The 17,418-nt window shown below is 68.1% G+C and carries 20 protein-coding genes; 9 read left to right on the top strand and 11 right to left on the bottom strand.

Annotated features, from left to right (window positions below; all coding sequences use genetic code 11):
• Positions 1–264: 264 nt before the first annotated feature.
• Both AB839_RS19650 and AB839_RS19645 read right to left on the bottom strand, forming a co-directional pair.
• On the bottom strand, positions 265–858 hold the full coding sequence (locus AB839_RS19650) for a mechanosensitive ion channel family protein (RefSeq protein ID WP_005418176.1): 594 nt from the start codon (positions 856–858) through the stop codon (positions 265–267).
• 35 nt (positions 859–893) lie between these two features.
• Positions 894–1,073: a hypothetical protein gene (locus AB839_RS19645; RefSeq protein WP_061480628.1), complete on the bottom strand. Its 180-nt coding sequence runs from the start codon at positions 1,071–1,073 to the stop codon at positions 894–896.
• A gap of 126 nt (positions 1,074–1,199) precedes the next feature.
• Here AB839_RS19645 and AB839_RS19640 point away from each other — a divergent pair, with 126 nt between their 5' ends.
• Genes AB839_RS19640 through AB839_RS19630 form a run of 3 tightly spaced genes read left to right on the top strand, consistent with a single transcriptional unit; the run spans position 1,200 to position 3,201 of the window.
• Positions 1,200–1,778: a sigma-70 family RNA polymerase sigma factor gene (locus AB839_RS19640; protein WP_005418173.1), complete on the top strand. Its 579-nt coding sequence runs from the start codon at positions 1,200–1,202 to the stop codon at positions 1,776–1,778.
• Positions 1,775–2,308 carry a hypothetical protein gene (locus AB839_RS19635; protein ID WP_061480627.1) on the top strand — a complete coding sequence of 178 codons (534 nt, stop codon included), beginning with the start codon at positions 1,775–1,777 and terminating at the stop codon, positions 2,306–2,308. Before AB839_RS19640 ends, AB839_RS19635 begins: the two co-directional genes overlap by 4 nt.
• Before the next feature lie 11 nt (positions 2,309–2,319).
• Positions 2,320–3,201 (top strand): DUF4097 family beta strand repeat-containing protein, encoded by an 882-nt coding sequence (locus AB839_RS19630; RefSeq protein ID WP_061480626.1) that lies wholly within the window; start codon positions 2,320–2,322, stop codon positions 3,199–3,201.
• A gap of 49 nt (positions 3,202–3,250) precedes the next feature.
• On the opposite strand, the gene AB839_RS19625 is transcribed toward AB839_RS19630, so the two are convergent.
• The 3 genes from AB839_RS19625 to AB839_RS19615 all read right to left on the bottom strand — a co-directional run bounded on the left by AB839_RS19625 (position 3,251) and on the right by AB839_RS19615 (position 5,329).
• Complete coding sequence (locus tag AB839_RS19625) at positions 3,251–3,433, bottom strand: hypothetical protein (protein WP_005410566.1); 183 nt, start codon at positions 3,431–3,433, stop codon at positions 3,251–3,253.
• An 11-nt stretch (positions 3,434–3,444) separates the two neighbouring features.
• Complete coding sequence (locus tag AB839_RS19620) at positions 3,445–3,738, bottom strand: YkgJ family cysteine cluster protein (RefSeq protein WP_080104338.1); 294 nt, start codon at positions 3,736–3,738, stop codon at positions 3,445–3,447.
• A 229-nt stretch (positions 3,739–3,967) separates the two neighbouring features.
• Entirely contained in the window at positions 3,968–5,329 is a 1,362-nt protein-coding gene (locus tag AB839_RS19615; RefSeq protein WP_061480625.1) for an Hsp70 family protein, read from the bottom strand.
• Positions 5,330–5,508: 179 nt separating this feature from the next.
• Here AB839_RS19615 and AB839_RS19610 point away from each other — a divergent pair, with 179 nt between their 5' ends.
• On the top strand, positions 5,509–5,844 hold the full coding sequence (locus AB839_RS19610; RefSeq protein WP_010482882.1) for a zinc ribbon domain-containing protein YjdM: 336 nt from the start codon (positions 5,509–5,511) through the stop codon (positions 5,842–5,844).
• Positions 5,845–5,851: 7 nt separating this feature from the next.
• Here AB839_RS19610 and AB839_RS19605 read toward each other — a convergent pair whose 3' ends face one another.
• Entirely contained in the window at positions 5,852–7,003 is a 1,152-nt protein-coding gene (locus tag AB839_RS19605; RefSeq protein WP_061480624.1) for a transglutaminase domain-containing protein, read from the bottom strand.
• Positions 7,004–7,232: 229 nt separating this feature from the next.
• On the opposite strand from AB839_RS19605, the gene AB839_RS19600 reads away from it, so the two are divergent.
• The 4 genes from AB839_RS19600 to AB839_RS19585 all read left to right on the top strand — a co-directional run bounded on the left by AB839_RS19600 (position 7,233) and on the right by AB839_RS19585 (position 10,097).
• A complete protein-coding gene (locus AB839_RS19600) occupies positions 7,233–7,835 on the top strand; it encodes a hypothetical protein (RefSeq protein ID WP_061480623.1) in 603 nt (200 codons plus the stop codon).
• Between the two features lie 49 nt (positions 7,836–7,884).
• Positions 7,885–8,058 carry an oxidoreductase-like domain-containing protein gene (locus AB839_RS19595; RefSeq protein ID WP_061480629.1) on the top strand — a complete coding sequence of 58 codons (174 nt, stop codon included), beginning with the start codon at positions 7,885–7,887 and terminating at the stop codon, positions 8,056–8,058.
• The gene (locus tag AB839_RS19590) at positions 8,055–8,672 is read left to right on the top strand and encodes a DUF998 domain-containing protein (RefSeq protein WP_061480622.1); all 618 of its coding nucleotides are present in this window, start codon (positions 8,055–8,057) and stop codon (positions 8,670–8,672) included. Before AB839_RS19595 ends, AB839_RS19590 begins: the two co-directional genes overlap by 4 nt.
• 78 nt (positions 8,673–8,750) lie before the next feature.
• On the top strand, positions 8,751–10,097 hold the full coding sequence (locus tag AB839_RS19585; protein ID WP_061480621.1) for a virulence factor family protein: 1,347 nt from the start codon (positions 8,751–8,753) through the stop codon (positions 10,095–10,097).
• Between the two features lie 128 nt (positions 10,098–10,225).
• On the opposite strand, the gene mprF is transcribed toward AB839_RS19585, so the two are convergent.
• Complete coding sequence (gene mprF, locus AB839_RS19580) at positions 10,226–12,790, bottom strand: bifunctional lysylphosphatidylglycerol flippase/synthetase MprF (protein WP_061480620.1); 2,565 nt, start codon at positions 12,788–12,790, stop codon at positions 10,226–10,228.
• 193 nt (positions 12,791–12,983) lie between these two features.
• Between mprF and AB839_RS19575 the strand changes: the two genes are divergently transcribed.
• On the top strand, positions 12,984–13,331 hold the full coding sequence (locus AB839_RS19575) for a RidA family protein (protein WP_005418155.1): 348 nt from the start codon (positions 12,984–12,986) through the stop codon (positions 13,329–13,331).
• A 50-nt stretch (positions 13,332–13,381) separates the two neighbouring features.
• On the opposite strand, the gene rnfB is transcribed toward AB839_RS19575, so the two are convergent.
• The 4 genes from rnfB to AB839_RS19555 all read right to left on the bottom strand — a co-directional run bounded on the left by rnfB (position 13,382) and on the right by AB839_RS19555 (position 17,106).
• Complete coding sequence (gene rnfB, locus AB839_RS19570; RefSeq protein ID WP_061480619.1) at positions 13,382–13,795, bottom strand: Rnf electron transport complex subunit RnfB; 414 nt, start codon at positions 13,793–13,795, stop codon at positions 13,382–13,384.
• A gap of 24 nt (positions 13,796–13,819) precedes the next feature.
• Positions 13,820–14,410 carry an HAD family hydrolase gene (locus tag AB839_RS19565; protein WP_061480618.1) on the bottom strand — a complete coding sequence of 197 codons (591 nt, stop codon included), beginning with the start codon at positions 14,408–14,410 and terminating at the stop codon, positions 13,820–13,822.
• 78 nt (positions 14,411–14,488) lie between these two features.
• Positions 14,489–16,561 carry a methionine--tRNA ligase gene (gene metG / locus AB839_RS19560; protein ID WP_061480617.1) on the bottom strand — a complete coding sequence of 691 codons (2,073 nt, stop codon included), beginning with the start codon at positions 16,559–16,561 and terminating at the stop codon, positions 14,489–14,491.
• A 101-nt stretch (positions 16,562–16,662) separates the two neighbouring features.
• Positions 16,663–17,106, bottom strand: a complete 444-nt coding sequence (locus tag AB839_RS19555; RefSeq protein WP_049415741.1) for a DUF2147 domain-containing protein — start codon at positions 17,104–17,106, stop codon at positions 16,663–16,665.
• Positions 17,107–17,418: the final 312 nt, after the last annotated feature.

Genomic DNA, 17,418 nt, shown 5'->3' with positions numbered 1-17,418 from the left:
GGTGTCGGAGTGCGGGGTGTCAGCCGCATGGGCCCGAGGCATGCCTCGGGCGGGTTGGGCAGGACGCCCAACCCCGGTCTTGCCGTGTGCGCAGGAAAGCGCACACGAGCAAGCGGCTGCCAAGCCTGCAAGGACGTACTTGCGGCGTCCCCGCACTCCGACACCGCCCCGCCACCCCACGGAATGCCAGCTTTTGCTGTTGCTGTTGCCTTGGCTTGAAGGCTTCGGCGCGTGCAGGGCGCAGCCCTGCCGAAAACCCCACCCTCAGCCGTCGCCCTGGATGCCGCCGGGTGCCTGCGCCGGGTCACGCCAGCGGCGCACCGTGCGCTGGAAGAACAGGTTGTTCGGCAGCTGCAGCACCGTGCCTTCGTGGCCGTCGCCGGTTTCCTGCAGTGTGGTGTAGATCAGGTTCACGTCGATCACCCGGCCCTTCAGGCCCGGCTTCTCGCCGTTCTCCAGCACTTCGATGTAGTCATGCAGGCGGAACGGGCGAGTGGTGAAGATCAGCAACGTGCAGAAGATGTTGGAGAGCACGCTCCAGGCCGCGAAGAAGGCCACTGCGCCCACGGCCGCGAAGCCGGTGAACGCGGTCCACAGCACTGAAGGCTTCGCGCCGAGCAGGCTGAGGATATACAGCAGGGCGCTGAAATAGACCACGAAACTGGTGATCCGGCGCGCGCCCATCACCATTTCAGGTGGCAGCGTGTAGTGCTCGGCAAAGCGCCGGATCAGGCGACGGGCGAGTACCCGCAGCAGCCAGGCGACCAGCAGCACCAGCACGATCTGCAGGGCCACGCCCGCGTAGTTCAGCCATGGGTGGCTCCAGGCCGGCAGGTGATCCTTCAGCGACAACATCATGGGGGCGAAAACAGGTGGCGGGAACGGCCTTGATGTTACCCGGCGCGTGCCGGGGTTTCGACCATCGGTGACCACGCCAGGCAGACCAGCTCCTGGCGATCCTGCTGCAGGCAGGCGCGGCCGTTGTCGGGGCACAACCGCAAGGACAGGCCCGATGCCTGCAGCACGACGCAAGCGACGATTACCAGCAGGGCGGCGCAGGATGGGCTGGACATGGCGGAACTCCCTGGAGGTGTTTTCTCGAATGACCTTGCATGGATGCAGCCATCGTCGAAAAGGTTGCATGGCCTTGATCGGCGATCGGCTCTAAACCTTTTTCCGGGTCGCCGCATCCAAGCGATATGCTCGACACCACCATGCCAGCGCCGCCTGCCGCCCACGCCCCTGTCGACGAACCCGCCCTGGTGCGGGCGGCCGCCGCCGGTGACACTGCGGCCTACGAACTGCTGTACCGGCGCCATGCGCCGCGCGTGTTCGCCGTACTGTGGCGCCTGTGCGGGGGCCAGCAGGCGCGTGCCGAGGATGCCCTGCAGGAAGCGTTCCTGCAGGCATGGAAGGCGCTGCCGGGGTTCCGGTTCGAAAGCAGCCTGTCGACCTGGTTGCACCGGCTGGGCGTCAACGCCGCACTGATGGAACTGCGCGGGCGCGCCGCCGGGCAGGACCACGACAGTCTGGAGGAGGTCGACGGCGGCCTGCAGGAGCTGGCGGTGCACGACCGTTGCGCCGGTACCGAGCGCGACCTGGAGCGCGCACTCGCGACGCTGCCTCCGAGGGCGCGTGCGGTACTGGTACTGCACGACATCGAAGGCTGGAAACACCAGGAAATCGCCGAGCAGCTGCAGATGGCCGTCGGCAGTTCAAAGGCACAGCTGCATCGTGCGCGCGGCCTGCTGCGCGCACGGCTGGGAGACATGACATGAGTACACACGAACACGATTGCGATCACGATCTGCTGGCCCGGCTGCGCGCGCTGCCGAACGAGCGCGATGTACCGGCCGATGGCTGGGCACGCCTGTCTGCCCGGCTGCCGCCGCGTGAACCAGAGGCAGCACCTGCGCCAACGGGCAACGTGGTGGCCCTGGCAACGCGTTCGCGGCGCCGCTGGTGGTTGCCGGCCGGCGCTGTCCTGGCTGCCAGCCTGGCGATCTACGCCGTGGCCCCTTGGCGGCATGTGCAGCCGGATATACCGGTGCCGTCCACGCTGCAGTTGCAGGCTGCGGCGATGACCGAGCAGTACCGGCAGGCGGTGGCCGCGCTGCCCGCAGGCCGGGCACCGGAATGGCAGCCGGCGCTGCACGAACTGGATGAAAGCGCGGCACAGATCCAGGCCGCGCTGGCGCAGGACCCACGTGCGCCTCACCTGCTTGGCCAGCTCAAGCGCACCTATGCGCTGCGGCTGGAACTGACGCGGCAGGCGGCCTATGCCGCCGAGTCCGGCCTGACGACCTGAGGAGACCCCCGATGACACGAACCCTGATGACCTGCTGCGCCGCGCTGTTGCTGCTGCCCGCGGTGGCCCTGGCTGACACCCGGATCGACGAACGCCACAACCTGGCCGCCGGCGGCCGCATCGAACTGAGCAACGTGGCCGGCAAGGTGACCGTGCGTGGCTGGGACCGCAACGACGTGCAGCTCACCGGTACGCTCAGTGATGGCCTGCAGCTGCGCCAGGAAAAGAGTGCCAACCGCGTCCGCTGGGAGATCGAGTATCCGCGTCGCAGCAACAACGGCGGCGCAACGCTGGTGCTGAACGTGCCGCGCTCGGTGGAGCTGCTGCTGAGCACGGTCAGTGCCAGCCAGGACATCAGTGGCATCGACGTGCGCCGCCTGCAGGCCGACACCGTCAGCGGCAGCCTCAGCGCCTCCGGTCGCAGCGGTGACAGCAAGCTCAATACGGTCAGTGGCGGTGTCAGCGCGCGCCTGCAGACGCCGAAGCTGGACGTAAATACGGTCAGTGGCCGGATCGTGGCCGGGAGCGGCGTGTCCGGCGACATCGGTGCACAGACGGTATCCGGCCGGGTCGAGGTCGATGCCGGGCGGGTGCAGCGGCTGGCGGTGGAAACCGTATCGGGCAGTATTGACCTGTCGGCGGCCGGGCTGGCGCCGGGAGGCCGTATCAATGTCGAATCGGTGAGTGCGTCGGTCAACCTGCGCCTGCCGCGCGCCGTCTCGGCGCAGCTGTCGGTGAACAGCTTCAGCGGGTCGATCAACAGCGATGCTGGCCAGGTGGAGCGGCCGCGCTACGGCCCCGGCAGCCATCTTGACACGCGGCTGGGCAGCGGCGACGGTGATATCCGCATCCAGTCGCATTCGGGCAGTGTTCGGGTAAGCCTGGATCGCTGAGCGCGATCCGGCAGGCCGCGGCGGCAGCGCCGCCGCGGTCGCTACTGGGTCAGCTGGCTTTCTTCAGCGCCCAGGTGGTGCCGAGGACTTCGATCTTGCCACCGGCCTTGCGGAACGCTGCCAGGTCCGAAGCGATCGAATCGCTGCTGACCACGGTGCTGGCGGCCGCGCCCTTGCGTTCGCTGCGGATGCTGTTGCTGGCCTTCGCGGGGGTCTTTGCCTTGCGGGGCATGGTTGCTCCTGTCAGGTGGAAGGGGAGGAAAGCGCCCAGGCATCAGCCTGGCGCAGGTAGTCCTGCCGCTCGCGGCGGCAGTCACTGCCGCCCATCGAGAACTGGCGGCAGATCGCCGGGCGCTGCGAATAGATCGTGCAGCGCAGGTGATAGGGATCGATCGCCGCACACCAGCCTTCCTCGTTGCGCGCCATCACGGCACGGCCGTGGGTGTCGCGTGACAGGAACTGGCCGGGCACGTGGTCGCCAGGCTGCAGCAACACGGGCAGCCGGCAACAGACCGCGTCACAACGGCGGCAGTCGATGGGTGCATGTGCTGCGTCAGGTTGTAAGGCCTCAGGGGCCTGGCGGGTGCCCAAAGCGGGTCTCGATGGCGGCTCCGGTGGTACGCGGACCATGAACGAGCCAGGAAGGCATGGCCGCTAGGCCCGCAGGGCGGGCCAGGCTGCACCGTGGACACACACCGGCGTGGCCGGTGGAAGGTGCAGCAGGGTTCTAGCCGACCAAGAGTAACTTGGATCGCGTAACGTTTTGTTAATCCTGGCTGGCTGCCGCCAGCGCAAGGCCCTGGACCACGCCCAGCGAGGGCTCGCCGTGGACCATGCGGGCGCCCGGGAAGGCCTCCGCAACGGCCTGGCGCAGATACCCGGCGCGGGACATGCCGCCGGTCAGGAACACCGCGTCCGGGTCGCCGCCGATGTCGCTGCGGACCTGGGCCAGCAGCTCCCGCAGCTGCTCCAGATAACCATGGGCGGCTGCGGCCAGGCCGTCGGCGCTGCTGTCGGCATGCAGGTCGCGGGCGATGTAGTCCAGCGTGCTGCGATGTTCGCTGGCGGCGCTGAGGGCGATCTTGGCGCGCTCGACGTCGCGGTACAGGCGGGCGGTATTGCCGGTGTCCTGCAGGGCCTGCAGGCGCGCGCCCCACGGATTGTCGACATGGTCATACTTGTGCTGGCGGAAGTCGCGCTGGCGGGTCATGTCCTGCACGGTGGCCGCTTCCACGTAGTGGTGGGCGGGCACGCGGGTGATGCCGCGCCCGAACAGCGGCATGTAGCTGGACAGGCTCAGCGCCAGGTCGATGTCGGTACCGCCGCGGGCGATGCCCCAGGCGCGGTGGATGCGCGGGGCGTCGTCGCCGCCGACTTCGGCGTGGGCGATATCGGTGGTACCGCCACCGATGTCGACGATCACGGCCTGGTGCCGTTCGCGGCTTTCGGCGTGATAGTGCATGGCCGCCGCGGCTGGTTCCTCGAGGAAATCGATCTGGTCGAATCCGGCCTGGCTGGCGGCTTCGCGCAGGATGTCCAGCGCCTGGTCATTGCCGGCCGCACCGATCGAGCTGCGGAACTGCACCGGACGCCCGAGCAGGGCCGCTCGCAGCGGCTGGCCAAGCTGGGCGCTGGCGGTCAGGCGGATGTGTTCGAGGATGTGCGCGGCGATGCCGGTGATGGTCTGCTTGGCGCGCGGGTGCAGGTTGTAGCCGAGCATCGATTTCGGGCTCTGCACCAGGTTGCCTTCGTGTTCCTCGAAATAGGCTTCCAGCGCTTCGTCACCGTAGACCGCATTCTGCAGCAGGTCGCTGGCACTGCGTTCCTTGCCGGCACGGGCCTCCATCCATTCCCGGCGCAGCGCGCGCAGGGCTTCGCGGCGCAGCGCCTGCGGCGTGCGTTCCTGGCCGGCGGCGCGCGCAGCACGCGCAGCGCTGTCGATCATCTGCTGCAGCTGGTGCTCCTGGCCGTCATCGAGCTGGAAGTCATCCGGGTCGGGCACCACGCCGGGGAAGTACACGCTGGTCCGGAACTGCTCGGCGTCGCCGAAGCGGATCGGCAGCAGCTTCCCTTCATGCACGATGGCGGCGGCGGAGTTGCTGGTACCGAAGTCGATGCCGAGGCGCATGGGGAGTTCCGGGGGCGATCAGGGGCCGCGCACTCTGCTGCAGTTCGCCGCCGACTGCAAGGTCCCGCAGTTTCCTGTTCCTGGCCGGGTCAAGGAGGTCGCGGCGTACTGCCCGGAAAAGGCCAGGGGAGCCGGGCGGTTACAATGGCGGCTGTTGATTCACTTTGAGGTACTTGCTGATGTCTTCTGCCCCTGCCTGCCCGCAGTGCACCCTGGAAAACACCTACGCCGATGGCGCGCTGTGGATCTGCGCCGACTGCGGCTTCGAATGGACCGCCGAGGAAAGTGCCGGTTCGACCCTGGTCGTGCGTGACAGCAACGGCAATACCCTGCAGGCCGGTGACACCGTCACCGTGATCAAGGACCTGAAGGTCAAGGGCTCCTCGATCCCGCTCAAGCAGGGCACCGTGATCCGCAACATCCGCCTGGTCGAGGACGATGCCGAGCACATCGAAGGCAATTCGGACAAGATCAAGGGCCTGGTCCTGAAGACCTGCTTCCTCAAGAAGGCCTGACCGGCCTTCAGCGCCTGGCCTGCTGCCGTGCGCGCCAGCGGGCCAGGCTGTCCAGCTTGGCCTGGTAGCGCGCCTGCTGCGGCGCCCCGCCCAGTTCCTGTGCACGCAGCAGCTCACGATCGGCGTGCTTGAGCTGGCCCGCCAGGAAATAGACCCGCGCCAGCCCGAAGTGGAACTGGTGCGCGGTGTCGTACAGGCGCACGGCCTTCCGGTAATAGCGGATCGCCTGCTGCAGTTGCCCGGCGCGTTCGGCCTCGGCTCCGAGCAGGTACTGCGCGAACGGGTCTTCGCGCTGCACCGATTGCAACCGCTGCTCCAGTGCCTGGGCCTGCGCAATCATGCCGAGCTTGCGGTAGAGGGCGCTGGCGTTGGTCAGTGCAGCATCCTGGCGGCCGTCCAGTCGCAGCGCCCTTTCCAGTGCCCGTCGCGCGGCGGCGGTATCGCCCGTGCGGTTTTCCAGCACACCCAGGTTGTTCCAGGTGGCAGCGAAGCTGCCGTCCTGCGCCAGCGCGGTATCGAAGAAGGTACGTGCGCCCGCCAGGTCGCCGCTGGCCATGCGTTCGGCACCGCGATTGTTGTAGAAGTGCGCCAACGCCCGCGCCTGGCTGATCGGCAGCGGCCCGCGGCGGTCGTACAGCACATTGCGATCCAGATCGACGGTGGCGAAGCGGCCGGCGAAGCCGACCCCGGCATTGACGTGGCCTACGCTGTAGACCAGGCCCTGGGCCTGGTCCTGGTACCACGACACCACCTGGCCGACCTCCTGCACGCGCGCCTGGATGCCGGCTTCGCGTGCCAGCGCGACGAACATCAGGGTAAAGGCCAGGCAGTTGGCGCGTCGCTGCTGCCAGATCTCGCTGACGGTAAGGGTCGCGTCGGCGTCGTACTGCAGGTCCATGCCATGGCGGTCGAAGATCATCTCCACCAGCGCCTGCAGGCGCTGCTCGCGCGAATAGCTGCGACGGGTCACCTGGGTGTGCAGCATATCGAGCATGGCCGGTGGAATCGCGAACACCTGCTGCGGCGTCGGAATCGTCGGCGCGGCGGTGCTGGCAGTGAGCGCAGGGACTTCGTTCGCGCCAGGGTTCAGGGCGATCGCGGAGGGTGCCGCCAATGCGGCCAGTGCGAGCAGAACGGATCGGGCGGCAGGACGGTACATGACGGCTCCTGGCAGCGGCGGGCGCTCCCGCCTGAGGCGAGTGTAGACCTGTGCGCGCACCCCTGCAGTGACCGCTGGTCGGTCCGCGCGTTCATCCACAGCCGGTGTGGACCAGCGCTCGACAAAGCTGTGGACAACCGCGTTGGGGCCCCGTGCGAAGGGCGTTGTGAGGGTGTGGTGAAAAAATGGCCAGCTTGCCCGCTGCCGGCGCAGGCGGGATGATCCAGTCATGGACTTCTCCCCGCTGACGCTCGCTCCGGCGCAGTGGCAGGCGCTGCAGGACAGCTATGCGACGCCACCACGTGCCTACCATCACTTCGGCCACGTACGTGCGGTGCTGCAGCACTGCCAGGAGGTTGCCGACGGTCCAGGCTGGCAGCAGCCGGCCGAGGTCTACCTGGCCGCGCTCTACCACGATGCGATCTATGTGGCGGGGCGAAAGGACAACGAGGCGCGTTCGGCGCAGCTGGCCCTGCAAGTGATCGCGCAGGCGCCGGAACTTGCCACGGTCGACGCGGCCCGGGTAGAGCAGCTGATCCTGCTGACTGCCCGCCATGGCGAGCTCGGCCCGGACGATGTCGATGCCGAGGCCGCGTTGTTCCTGGACTGCGACATGGCGATCCTGGCCGCGCCGGAACCGGTGTTCAGCGCCTATGACCGCGGCGTGGCCGAAGAGTACAAGGGCATGGTGCCGGGCTTCCTGTATCGCGCCGGCCGCCGCCGTTTCCTGCAGGGCCTGCTGCGTGCACCGCGCATCTTCCTCAGCGAATTCTTCCACCAGCGACTCGATGCGGCCGCGCGCGACAACCTGCGCCGGCAGCTGGGCCACTGAACCAGCCCGGTACACTGGGGCCTGTTTCCACCGATTGCCGCTTCCAACCGTGTCTGTCCCTGATCCCGATCCCCGCCCGTTGCCGCCGGAAGAGCCCGGTCCGAACGAATGCTGCGGCAGCGGTTGCCCGCTGTGCGTGCTGGACCTGTATGCCGACGAGCTGCAGCGCTATCGCAAGGCGTTGGCCGAATGGCTGGCGCGGCACCCGGAGGCGTCCGCATGAGCCGCGCGCGCCCAGCGGCACTGCTGGCGTTGGCGGCGCTGCTGCTGTTCGTGGCCACCGCGCTGTGGACCCAGTTCGCACGCACCGATCTGGACTGGGTGCGGGCCACGCTCAGCCTCTATCTGCACGGGCCGTGGGGGCTGGCATTGCGCGCGGCCTACTGCCTGCTGGCATTGGCGATCGCCCTGCTCGGCATCAGCCTCTACCGGGGCAGCATCGGCCCGCGGCGCAGCGCGGCGGCGCCGCTGCTGTTCACTGTCTCGGCACTGGGCCTGGCCACGGTCGCCATCGGTGACAGCTGGCTGCCGGAAGCGACGCCGCTGCTGGCACCGTTCATCCATGGGCTGGCGGCCAACACCGCGTTCCTGTGTGCCAGCGTCGGCATGCTGCTGCAGGCCTGGTACCTGCGCCGCGAACCGGGTTGGCAGTCCGCCGCGGGCCTGCTCTGGGGCTGGGCCTGGCTGGCGTTCGTACTGTTGTGGCTGCATGTGTTGTGGCGCGCCGGTCCGCCGCGCGGGCTGGGCCAGAAGGTCCTGATCGTGGTGATCGTAGGCTGGCTGCTGTACCTGGCGTTGGCACTGTACCGGCGCAGTCGGCGTACCACGGCCGACTGAATCGCCAACGGCCTGCACCGGTACGTGCCGTGCACGCGGTGGCGGCGTATCGTGTGCGCATTCCATCGGGGATGCGATATGAAGCGTGCAGGGCTGGGCAGGGCAATGGGTGTGGTACTGGCGCTGGCCGCGCTGCCGGCGACGGCGGCGGGGACCCCGCAGCAGTTCAGCCATGGGCGGTTCGAGCAGATTCCGGTGCACATGCCGGCCGGCACGCCGCAGCGGGTGGTGATCTGGTTCCACGAGCCCACCCCGGGTGGTGACACCAGCCGCCTGCCGATCGAAGCCCTGCGTGCCGACGGCGCCATGGTTGCCGCTGTGGACATCGCGCACCTGCGCGGCGTGCTCAAGCGCGAGGGTGATCCGACCTGTTCGTTCGGCGCCGGTGACGTTGAGAACTTCTCGCGCTGGCTGCAGGCGTCCCTGCATCTGCCCGGCTACCACCTGCCGCTGGTCGGCGGTGACGGCGAGGGTGCCGAGATGGCCTATTCGCTTGCGGCGCAGGCTGACACCCAGGTGTTTGCCGGCCTGCTCACCACCGGCTTCTGCCCGGACCACAACCATGAGCGCATGGTCTGCGGCGATGGTGTGAAGCACAACAAACTGCAGCCCGCCGAACTGAATTTCCCGTGGTTGAGTGCTGCTGGCGATCACGGATGCAAGGTGGGCGAGGCCAGCCAGTTCGTGCAGCAGGTGGCGATGGCGCGCGAATTCAAGCGCACCGCGCGCGGTGATGCGTCGCCGGGCCTGGTCGCCGCGGCGCGGGTGATCGGCGCGCAGGCCGGGGTCAGTCTGGCACCGCCGCCGGCCGCGCTGAAAGGCCTGCCGGTGGTGGAAGTACCGGCGACCGGTAGCGGCGATACGCTGGCGGTATTTGTTTCCGGCGATGGTGGCTGGGCCGGCCTGGACAAGGACGTGGCATCGTCGCTCAACGAGCACGGCGTGGCCGTGGTCGGCATCGACTCGCTGCGCTACTTCTGGAGTGAGCGCACGCCGAAGGGCTTCGCCGCTGACCTGCAGAAGATCATCGACCACTACCGTCAGCAGTGGCACCGCGACAAGGTGATGCTGATCGGTTTCTCGCAGGGCGCCGACGTGCTGCCGGCCACGATCAACCAGCTCGACGCCGGTACCCGCGAGGCGCTGGAGCGCATCGTGCTGCTGTCGGTGGGCAGGAAGGCCGACTTCGAATTCCATGTCAGCAACTGGCTGGGCGGTGGCGGCGACGGCCTGCCGATCGCGCCGGAAGTGGCCAGGCTGCCGGCGGAAAGGACCCTGTGTGTATACGGCGACAAGGACGAGGACGCACTGTGCCCGGACCTGCCGGCCAATGACGGCGTGAAGCGGGTGAAGCTGCCGGGCGACCACCATTTCGGCGGTGACTATGATCGGCTGGCCGAGGTGATCCTCAAGGGCGGGGCGTGAAGCGGAGAGCGTGCGAACCAACGGTTCGCACCCACCAGAACGAGCCGCGGTAACGCCGGGCCACGCCCGTCAGCGTGTTGGCGCTGGCGTGTCGACCAAGGTCGACACCTGCCGGGTGGTGCGGGTCGTCAGTTGCGCCGCGGGTCCAGAGAGATCAGGCGCGTGGCGTCCAGCAGTGCCGCCGGCAGGTGCATGCCGCCAGGCGCGGCGAGATAGCGCGGCCGCCACTGCGGATCGAACTTCGACTTGAAGCGGCGTAGGCCACTGAACCCGTAGAAGCGTTCGCCATGCCGCGCCAGCAGGCCGGCCAGGCGGTTCCAGCGGCCAGCCAGACGATGCTGTGCCAGCCCGGAAAGCGGCGCCATGCCCAGCGAGAAACGTGCATAGCCCTGTGCGCGGCCCCACAGGAACAGCTCGATGAAGAGGAAGTCCATCGTGCCCTTCGGTGCTTCGCTGACGTGGCGCATCAGGTCCACCGACAGCTCGGCGCCGGCCGGTGCCTGCCACAGGTTGGCGAAGGCCACGATCTGGCCTTCGGCCTCGACCAGCGCCACCGGGAAGCGCACCAGGTAATCCGGGTCGTAGCTGCCGAGCGAGAAGCCCTTTTCGTCGCCGGCCTTGTCTTCCAGCCATGCGTTGGAGATCGCGTGCAGGCGCGGCAGAAGGCTGGGAATTTCCTCCACGGGCGCCACGCGGAAGGACAGGCCACCCCGCTTGCCCCGGTTCCAGGCCTGGCGCAGGTCGGCGCGCTCGCGCCCTTCCAGGCCGAAATCATGCAGCGGCACCATCGCTTCTTCGCCCAGCTTGACCAGCCCCAGGCCGAGGTCAAGATAGGTCTGCCAGTAGGACTCGCCGACCTGGTAGAAGACAGGGCGCAGGCCAAGGCGGTCGGCTTCCTCGCGGAAGCGCCAGATCAATGCGCGGGCGACGTCCGGCGGGCCGACCGGGTCGCCCATCGCGATCAGCGAACCCCCATAGCGCTGCATCATCACGAAGCCCAGTTTCGCTTCATCGCGCAGCACTGCCTTGTCAGCAGTCAGCACCAGGCAGGCCTGGGTGTCGGTGGCACCGGCCAGGACTGGCGCCAGCGATTGCAGCGTCGCTTCATCGGCGGCGGGCAGCGGGCTGCGTGTGCTGTGCAGCAGCCGCGCCAGGCCGAACATCACCAGCGCGATGGCCACCACCAGCAACGCGCGCAACGCGCGCGGTGCGTTGCCGGAGACCGCGAACTGCCACCACAGCTCGTTCTGGTATTCGACATGGTTGTAGGTGAAGAACAGCAGCCAGGTCACTGCCACCAGCACCAGGCCCAGGTTGCGCAGCCACGGCCAGGACCAGGCTTCATCCAGCAGCGCACCCTGGCGGTAGAACTCGCGACGTGCGGCCCACAGCGCCATCGCCACCAGCACCGCCGAGACGGCGATCAACGGTTGGCCACCGCGCAGCCACAGCGGCAGCGGGGTGACCACGCACACCGCCATCGCCAGCATCCACGCCGCGTGGCTGCGCCGGGCCAGGCCCTGCCCGATCAGCAGCAGCGCAACACCGCTGAGGCTGCCGATCAGGTGCGAGGTTTCCAGGATCGGCAGCGAGGCATTCACCAGGTGCCGGCGTGGCGTGGGCAGGGTGCCATCGATGACCAGCGCGGCGCCGATGCTGAACACCGCCAGCGCGATGATCTGCGGCAACCATGGGCGCAGTGCGTTCCAGCCGGCGCGGGTTGCCCCGGCACTGGCCTGCAGCGGCTGGCGCAGCGCGGGCGCAAGGGCGAGCAACGTGGCCAGCACCAGCGGTAGTACGTAATAGGTCACGCGGTAGATCAACGCGGCCGCCAGCACCGCCGCCGGTGCCACCTGGGGCAACAGCTTCAACAGGCTCCATTCGAACACGCCCAGGCCGGCCGGCACGGTCGAGACCAGGCCGGCCAGTACCGCGACGAGGTACAGGCCGACGAAGCCGGGCAGGCCGGTGGGCGTCGAGTCCGGCAGCAGCACATAGAACGCGGCGCTGGCCAGTACCAGTTCGATCACGCTGAGCACGGTGACGCCGAGCATGGTGCGGCGGTCGGGTAGCCACAACGCATGTCCGAACACGCTGAACTGCCGTCCATCGCGACCGACCAGCAGCACGGTACCCAGATAGGCGAGCAGGGCGACGATGCCGACGATGCGCACGGCATCGGGATTCAGTGGCAATGCCAACGCCGCTGCCGCCGGTTCCATGCAGAGCGCCACGCTGATCAACAGCCACGCACCGAATACGAAACCGAGCGTGCTCATCAGCACCACCTGGCCGATCTGCGCCAGGTCCAGGCCGGCGCTGCGGTAGCCGCGCAGGCGCACTGCGCCGCCGGTCAGCGCGGCAAAGCCCACCGTCTGGCCCAGCGTATGCGCAAGGAAGGCGGTGATGCCGATGCGTGCAGGATGCACGCGGATGCCGCTGCGGCGCAGGCCGATGGCATCGAAGCCGATCAGGCAGGCGTAGCTGGCCAGGCCGAGCATCACGGTGAGCGTGATCTGCAGGCCACTGAGCTGGCGGAACGCCTGGCGGATGGCGCGGTAGCCGTGCTCATCGAATTCACTGGCCAGGCCATGCAGGGCCAGCGACAGGATCAGCAGGGGAACGACAATGGTGAGGATCCGCTTCCATGCCGGGGTGGAGGAAGCGGCGGCGGGGTTGGTGGCTGCGGTCATCGGCGCAAGGGGGCGTCAGGAGGGGCGAGTGCGGTGTCAACGCGGGGCGTGGCGCATCGTGCGCCTGTCGCCGCCATTTGACCAGCGGATGTGTCGGAGCCCGGTAGTGACGTGTCGCGCGGGGGACCCGTGCACCCACCGTTGACCGGATTGGAGGACAATGCTGGCCTGATCACCCGCAGGAGCCACGCCCATGATGGAGCGTTACGACGTCGGACCGCGCATGTCCGAAATGACCGTGTACAACAAGGTCGCCTACCTCTCCGGCCAGATTCCGGAAGACACCAGCCAGGACATCACCGGCCAGACCCGGCAGGTGCTGGCGGAGATCGACAAGCTGCTGGCGCTGGTCGCCAGTGATCGCCAGCACGTGCTGCGTGCGGAAGTGTTCCTGGCCGACATCGCCGACTTCGACGGCATGAACAAGGCGTGGGACGAGTGGGTGGTCGAGGGCGCGACCCCGGCCCGCGCAACCTTCGAAGCCAAGCTCGCCCACGCCGAGTGGAAGGTCGAGATCGTGGTGACGGCAGCGGTGCCGTAACTGCGGGATGGGGTCAGGTCCCTTTCCTGCGGAAAGGCATCTGACCCCTGTTACAGGGGCAGCAGCTCGATGCAGTCCACCGGGCACGGCGGGATGCACAGCTCGCAGCCGGTGCACAGGTCGGCAATGACCGTGTGCATGTACTTGGCGCCGCCGACGATGGCGTCCACCGGGCAGGCCTGGATGCACTTGGTGCAGCCGATGCAGTCGGCTTCGACGATCAACGCGACCTGGGCCGCCTTGTGCTCGCCGCGCGAACGATCGAACGGAATCGCCGGTACACCCAGCACCTGCGCCAACGCCCGTGCACCGGCGTCGCCACCCGGCGGGCAGCGGTCCACACCCGCCTCGCCACGTGCCATTGCCTGCGCGTACGGGCGGCAGCCGTCATAGCCGCATTGCCCGCATTGGGTCTGCGGCAGCAGGCGGTCGAGGCGTTCGGTCAGGGGCGGGATCAGGCTCATGCGTGGCGAAGGCTGCGCGTTGGGTTATTTCAGGGGCTTGCCGCGGAACCAGCGCTCGTGGGCCAGCGCCAGCATCGGCTTGTCTTCGGAACTGTCACCGTAGGCATGGATGCGCACGTAGCGCGACAGATCGAACTGGCGGCGGATGTGCTCGGCCTTGCGCGGACCGCAGTCGCCACCGGCGTAACGGCCGGTCAGGCGGCCGTCCTGGCTTTCCAGCCGGTTGCAGATCAGCTGCAGGCCCAGCTGCTCGCACCACGGCCGCAGGTACAGGTCCAGCGAGCCGGACACGATCACGACGGTGTGCCGCTGTTCCTTGTGCCAGCGGATCTGCTCCAGCATTTCCGGGCGCACCACGTCGGGCAGGAACTCGCGCGAGAAGCCTGCGGCCAGCGTGGCGATGTCATCGCTGTGGCGGTCACTGAAGGTCAGGCGGGTGACGCGTGCACGGATGCGTTCGGCCGAGATCAGCTTCAGCCTGTACGCGGCCAGCCACGGCCCGACTTTCCACCATGCCTGTGCCAGCTGTTCGGCGGTGGCCACGCGGCGCAGGAAGCGGCCATAGGTATCGCAGGTGGTCACGGTGTGGTCGAAGTCGAACAGCGCCAGTTCCATTGCGTTGCTTCCCATCGCGTTGCCTCCCGGGGCCGGAGCTGCCGGCGGGCGTGGCCGCAACCACGCCCGCTGCAGGCATCAGCGGACCGGCATGCCCGGCTGCGCGCCGCTGTCGGCGTCCAGCAGCGCCAGTGCGCCACCGTCGAAGCCGGCCGACAGGATCATGCCTTCGCTCAGGCCGAAGCGCATCTTGCGCGGGGCCAGGTTGGCGATGAACACCACGCTGCGGCCCACCAGCTTCTCCGGTTCGCCGTAGCTGCCACGGATGCCGGAGAAGATCTGGCGCTTGCCCAGCTCGCCGGCGTCCAGTTCGAAGCGCAGCAGCTTGTCCGAACCTTCCACGAACTCGCAGACCAGCACCTTGCCGATGCGCAGGTCGAGCTTGGCGAAATCGTCAATGCCGATGTAGGCCGGGGCGTCGGCGCTCTTTGCTTCGTCCTTGGCCGGGGCCGGAGCCGGGGCGGCCGGCTTGGCGGCGGGGGCAGCGGCAGCCGCCGGCTGCAGGGTGTCCTTGGAGGCGTCGATCATGGCGTCAATCTTCTTCGGGTCAATACGGGTGAACAGCGGGGTGTACTCGGTGATGCGGTGTCCCAGCAGCGGTTGCGCCAGCTCGGTCCAGTCATTCACCGGCGCGGCGAGGAAGGCCTCGGCCTGCGCGGCGGTGGCCGGCAGCACCGGCTTCAGGGCGGTGACCAGCACGCGGAACAGGTTCAGGCCCTGGCTGCACACGGCCTGCAGCTGCGCATCGGCGCCTTCCTGCTTGGCGATGACCCACGGCTTGACGTCGTCGATGTAGCGGTTGGCTTCGTCGGCCAGCGTCATGGTCAGGCGGATCGCCGCGGCCGGGTCGTTGCGCTCGTAGGCTTCACGGATCGGCGCCAGGCCATCGACGAAGCGCTGGTACTGCGCCGCATCGGGGAGCTGCGCGGCCAGCTGGCCGTCGAAGCGCTTGCTGATGAAGCCGGCGCAGCGGCTGGCCAGGTTGACGAACTTGCCGACCAGGTCGGCGTTGACGCGGGCGATGAAGTCACCCAGGTTCAGGTCGAGATCGTCGACGCCACCGCCGGACTTGGCGGCGTAGTAGTAGCGCAGCGCTTCCGGCTCCAGGCCGGCATCGAGGAAGGTACGGGCCATCACGAAGGTGCCGCGAGACTTGCTCATCTTGGCGCCGTCCACGGTCAGGTAGCCGTTGACGTGCAGGCGGGTCGGCGCGCGGTGGCCGGTTCCGTGCAGCACCGCCGGCCAGAACAGCCCGTGGAAGTTGACGATGTCCTTGCCGATGAAGTGGTGCAGTTCGGTGGCGGTGCCGGCACGCAGGTGCGCTTCGAAGTCCTCACCGTTCCTGCCGCACAGGGTCTGGAAGCTGGACAGGTAGCCGATCGGCGCGTCCAGCCAGACATAGAAGTACTTGCCCGGCTGGCCGGGAATCTGGAAACCGAAGTACGGCGCATCGCGCGAGATGTCCCACGCGCGCAGGCCGCCTTCGGCATTGAGCCACTCGCCCAGCTTGGCCTTCACGCCCGGCAGGGCGACATCGCCGGCCAGCCACTCGCGCAGGAACGCATCGAAGTGGCCCACCTCGAAGAAGAAGTGCTCCGAATCGCGCATTTCCGGCGTGGCGCCGGAGATGACCGAACGCGGCTCCTTCAGGTCGGTCGGTGCATAGGTCGCGCCGCAGACTTCGCAGTTGTCGCCGTACTGGTCGGCACTGCCACAGTTCGGGCAGATGCCCTTGACGTAGCGGTCGGGCAGGAACATGCCCTTGGCCGGGTCGTAGAACTGCGCGACCGAACGGCGGCTGATGTGGCCGGCCGCTTCCAGCTTCAGGTAGAACTGCTCGGTCAACGCCTTGTTGGCCGCCGAATTGGTCGAGTCGTAGTGGTCGAAGGCCACGCCGAAGGCGGCGAAGTCACGTTCGTGGCTGGCCTGGATGTTGGCGATGAAGGTTTCCGGGGTGACCCCGGCCTTTTCCGCGGCCAGCATGATCGGCGTGCCGTGGGTGTCATCGGCGCAGACGAACCAGGTCCTGCCGCCGCTCATTCGCCGCGCACGTACCCAGATGTCAGCCTGGATGTAGCCGACCAGATGGCCCAGGTGCAGCGGGCCGTTGGCGTAGGGCAGGGCGGTGGTGACGAGCGCGGTACGGGTCATGGTCGCGGGGTGAAGCCGAGGGGAACCGCAGAGTATCGCATGCCCGCAACGACGTGACCCGGCCGGGGCCGGGTCACGTGGTTGAAGCAGGTGCGGAGCGCTTATTCGCGCTGCCAGGTCTGCGCACGGCAGATGAAGGCGATGCAGCCGGACACGTCCAGCCGGGTGCCGCCGGGCTGCAGTTCCATCTTCGACTTGTAGGTCTTGCCGTTGGCCGGGTCGAGGATGGTGCCGCCGGACCACTTGTTGGCGCCGTCGGCCTTCAGGTTCCAGAGGATGGTCATGCCCTTCACCGGCTTGTTCCTGTTGGCGCCTTCACAGCCGTCACAGACCGGGTTCGGGCCCTTGTCCGAGTGCAGGATGTCGACCACCTTGCCGGTCAGCGTGCCGTTGGGGGCCTGGGTGATCTCGACGATCGACTTCACCTTCCCGGTCTTGTCGTCGATGGTCTTCCAGCGGCCGGCGGCGCCGTCGGCGGCCTGCGCCGAAAGTGCGGCCAGGCACAGCGGCAATGCCAGCAGCAGGGTCTTGAAGGTCTTGCGCATGGTCCCCTCCCAGGGTTCATTCCGGCACGGTGCCGGCATGGGTCGACTGTATACCCATTCGGCGGAGTATGGGGAAGGGGGGCGTTGCAGGGTTGCGCCCTGCACCCGCAGAGGCAACGGCAACAACAACGGCGGGATTCCGTGGGATGGCGGGGCGGGTCCGTTTGCGGGGGGCGCTGCAAGTCCCCCTCCGGGGCCCGGCCCAGCCGCTGGCGGCTGTGCGTTCGGGCGCTTGCGAAGCAGTGCTTCGCAAGCAAAGCGCCCTCACCCATGTAAGCTCGGTCGCCGCTTGCTCGTGTGCGCAATCCTGCG

The organism is Stenotrophomonas sp. DDT-1, from assembly GCF_001580555.1.
In the GTDB taxonomy this organism is placed as follows: Bacteria; Pseudomonadota; Gammaproteobacteria; order Xanthomonadales; family Xanthomonadaceae; genus Stenotrophomonas; species Stenotrophomonas sepilia.
The sequence above is the reverse complement of the archived record's forward strand: the minus strand, read 5'-3'. Positions and strand labels throughout refer to the sequence as shown.

What these genes read in the sequence shown, in the direction of transcription:
- metG (WP_061480617.1), bottom strand. Translation starts at nt 16,561, where the DNA reads ATGACCCGTACCGCGCTCGTCACCACCGCCCTGCCCTACGCCAACGGC.
- AB839_RS19575 (WP_005418155.1), top strand. Translation starts at nt 12,984, where the DNA reads ATGATGGAGCGTTACGACGTCGGACCGCGCATGTCCGAAATGACCGTG.
- AB839_RS19650 (WP_005418176.1), bottom strand. Translation starts at nt 858, where the DNA reads ATGATGTTGTCGCTGAAGGATCACCTGCCGGCCTGGAGCCACCCATGG.
- AB839_RS19645 (WP_061480628.1), bottom strand. Translation starts at nt 1,073, where the DNA reads ATGTCCAGCCCATCCTGCGCCGCCCTGCTGGTAATCGTCGCTTGCGTC.
- AB839_RS19640 (WP_005418173.1), top strand. Translation starts at nt 1,200, where the DNA reads ATGCTCGACACCACCATGCCAGCGCCGCCTGCCGCCCACGCCCCTGTC.
- AB839_RS19615 (WP_061480625.1), bottom strand. Translation starts at nt 5,329, where the DNA reads ATGCGCCTCGGCATCGACTTCGGTACCAGCAACTCCGCCGCCGCCATC.
- rnfB (WP_061480619.1), bottom strand. Translation starts at nt 13,795, where the DNA reads ATGAGCCTGATCCCGCCCCTGACCGAACGCCTCGACCGCCTGCTGCCG.
- AB839_RS19610 (WP_010482882.1), top strand. Translation starts at nt 5,509, where the DNA reads ATGTCTTCTGCCCCTGCCTGCCCGCAGTGCACCCTGGAAAACACCTAC.
- AB839_RS19590 (WP_061480622.1), top strand. Translation starts at nt 8,055, where the DNA reads ATGAGCCGCGCGCGCCCAGCGGCACTGCTGGCGTTGGCGGCGCTGCTG.
- AB839_RS19555 (WP_049415741.1), bottom strand. Translation starts at nt 17,106, where the DNA reads ATGCGCAAGACCTTCAAGACCCTGCTGCTGGCATTGCCGCTGTGCCTG.
- AB839_RS19630 (WP_061480626.1), top strand. Translation starts at nt 2,320, where the DNA reads ATGACACGAACCCTGATGACCTGCTGCGCCGCGCTGTTGCTGCTGCCC.
- AB839_RS19605 (WP_061480624.1), bottom strand. Translation starts at nt 7,003, where the DNA reads ATGTACCGTCCTGCCGCCCGATCCGTTCTGCTCGCACTGGCCGCATTG.
- AB839_RS19585 (WP_061480621.1), top strand. Translation starts at nt 8,751, where the DNA reads ATGAAGCGTGCAGGGCTGGGCAGGGCAATGGGTGTGGTACTGGCGCTG.
- AB839_RS19565 (WP_061480618.1), bottom strand. Translation starts at nt 14,410, where the DNA reads ATGGAACTGGCGCTGTTCGACTTCGACCACACCGTGACCACCTGCGAT.
- AB839_RS19625 (WP_005410566.1), bottom strand. Translation starts at nt 3,433, where the DNA reads ATGCCCCGCAAGGCAAAGACCCCCGCGAAGGCCAGCAACAGCATCCGC.
- mprF (WP_061480620.1), bottom strand. Translation starts at nt 12,790, where the DNA reads ATGACCGCAGCCACCAACCCCGCCGCCGCTTCCTCCACCCCGGCATGG.
- AB839_RS19600 (WP_061480623.1), top strand. Translation starts at nt 7,233, where the DNA reads ATGGACTTCTCCCCGCTGACGCTCGCTCCGGCGCAGTGGCAGGCGCTG.
- AB839_RS19635 (WP_061480627.1), top strand. Translation starts at nt 1,775, where the DNA reads ATGAGTACACACGAACACGATTGCGATCACGATCTGCTGGCCCGGCTG.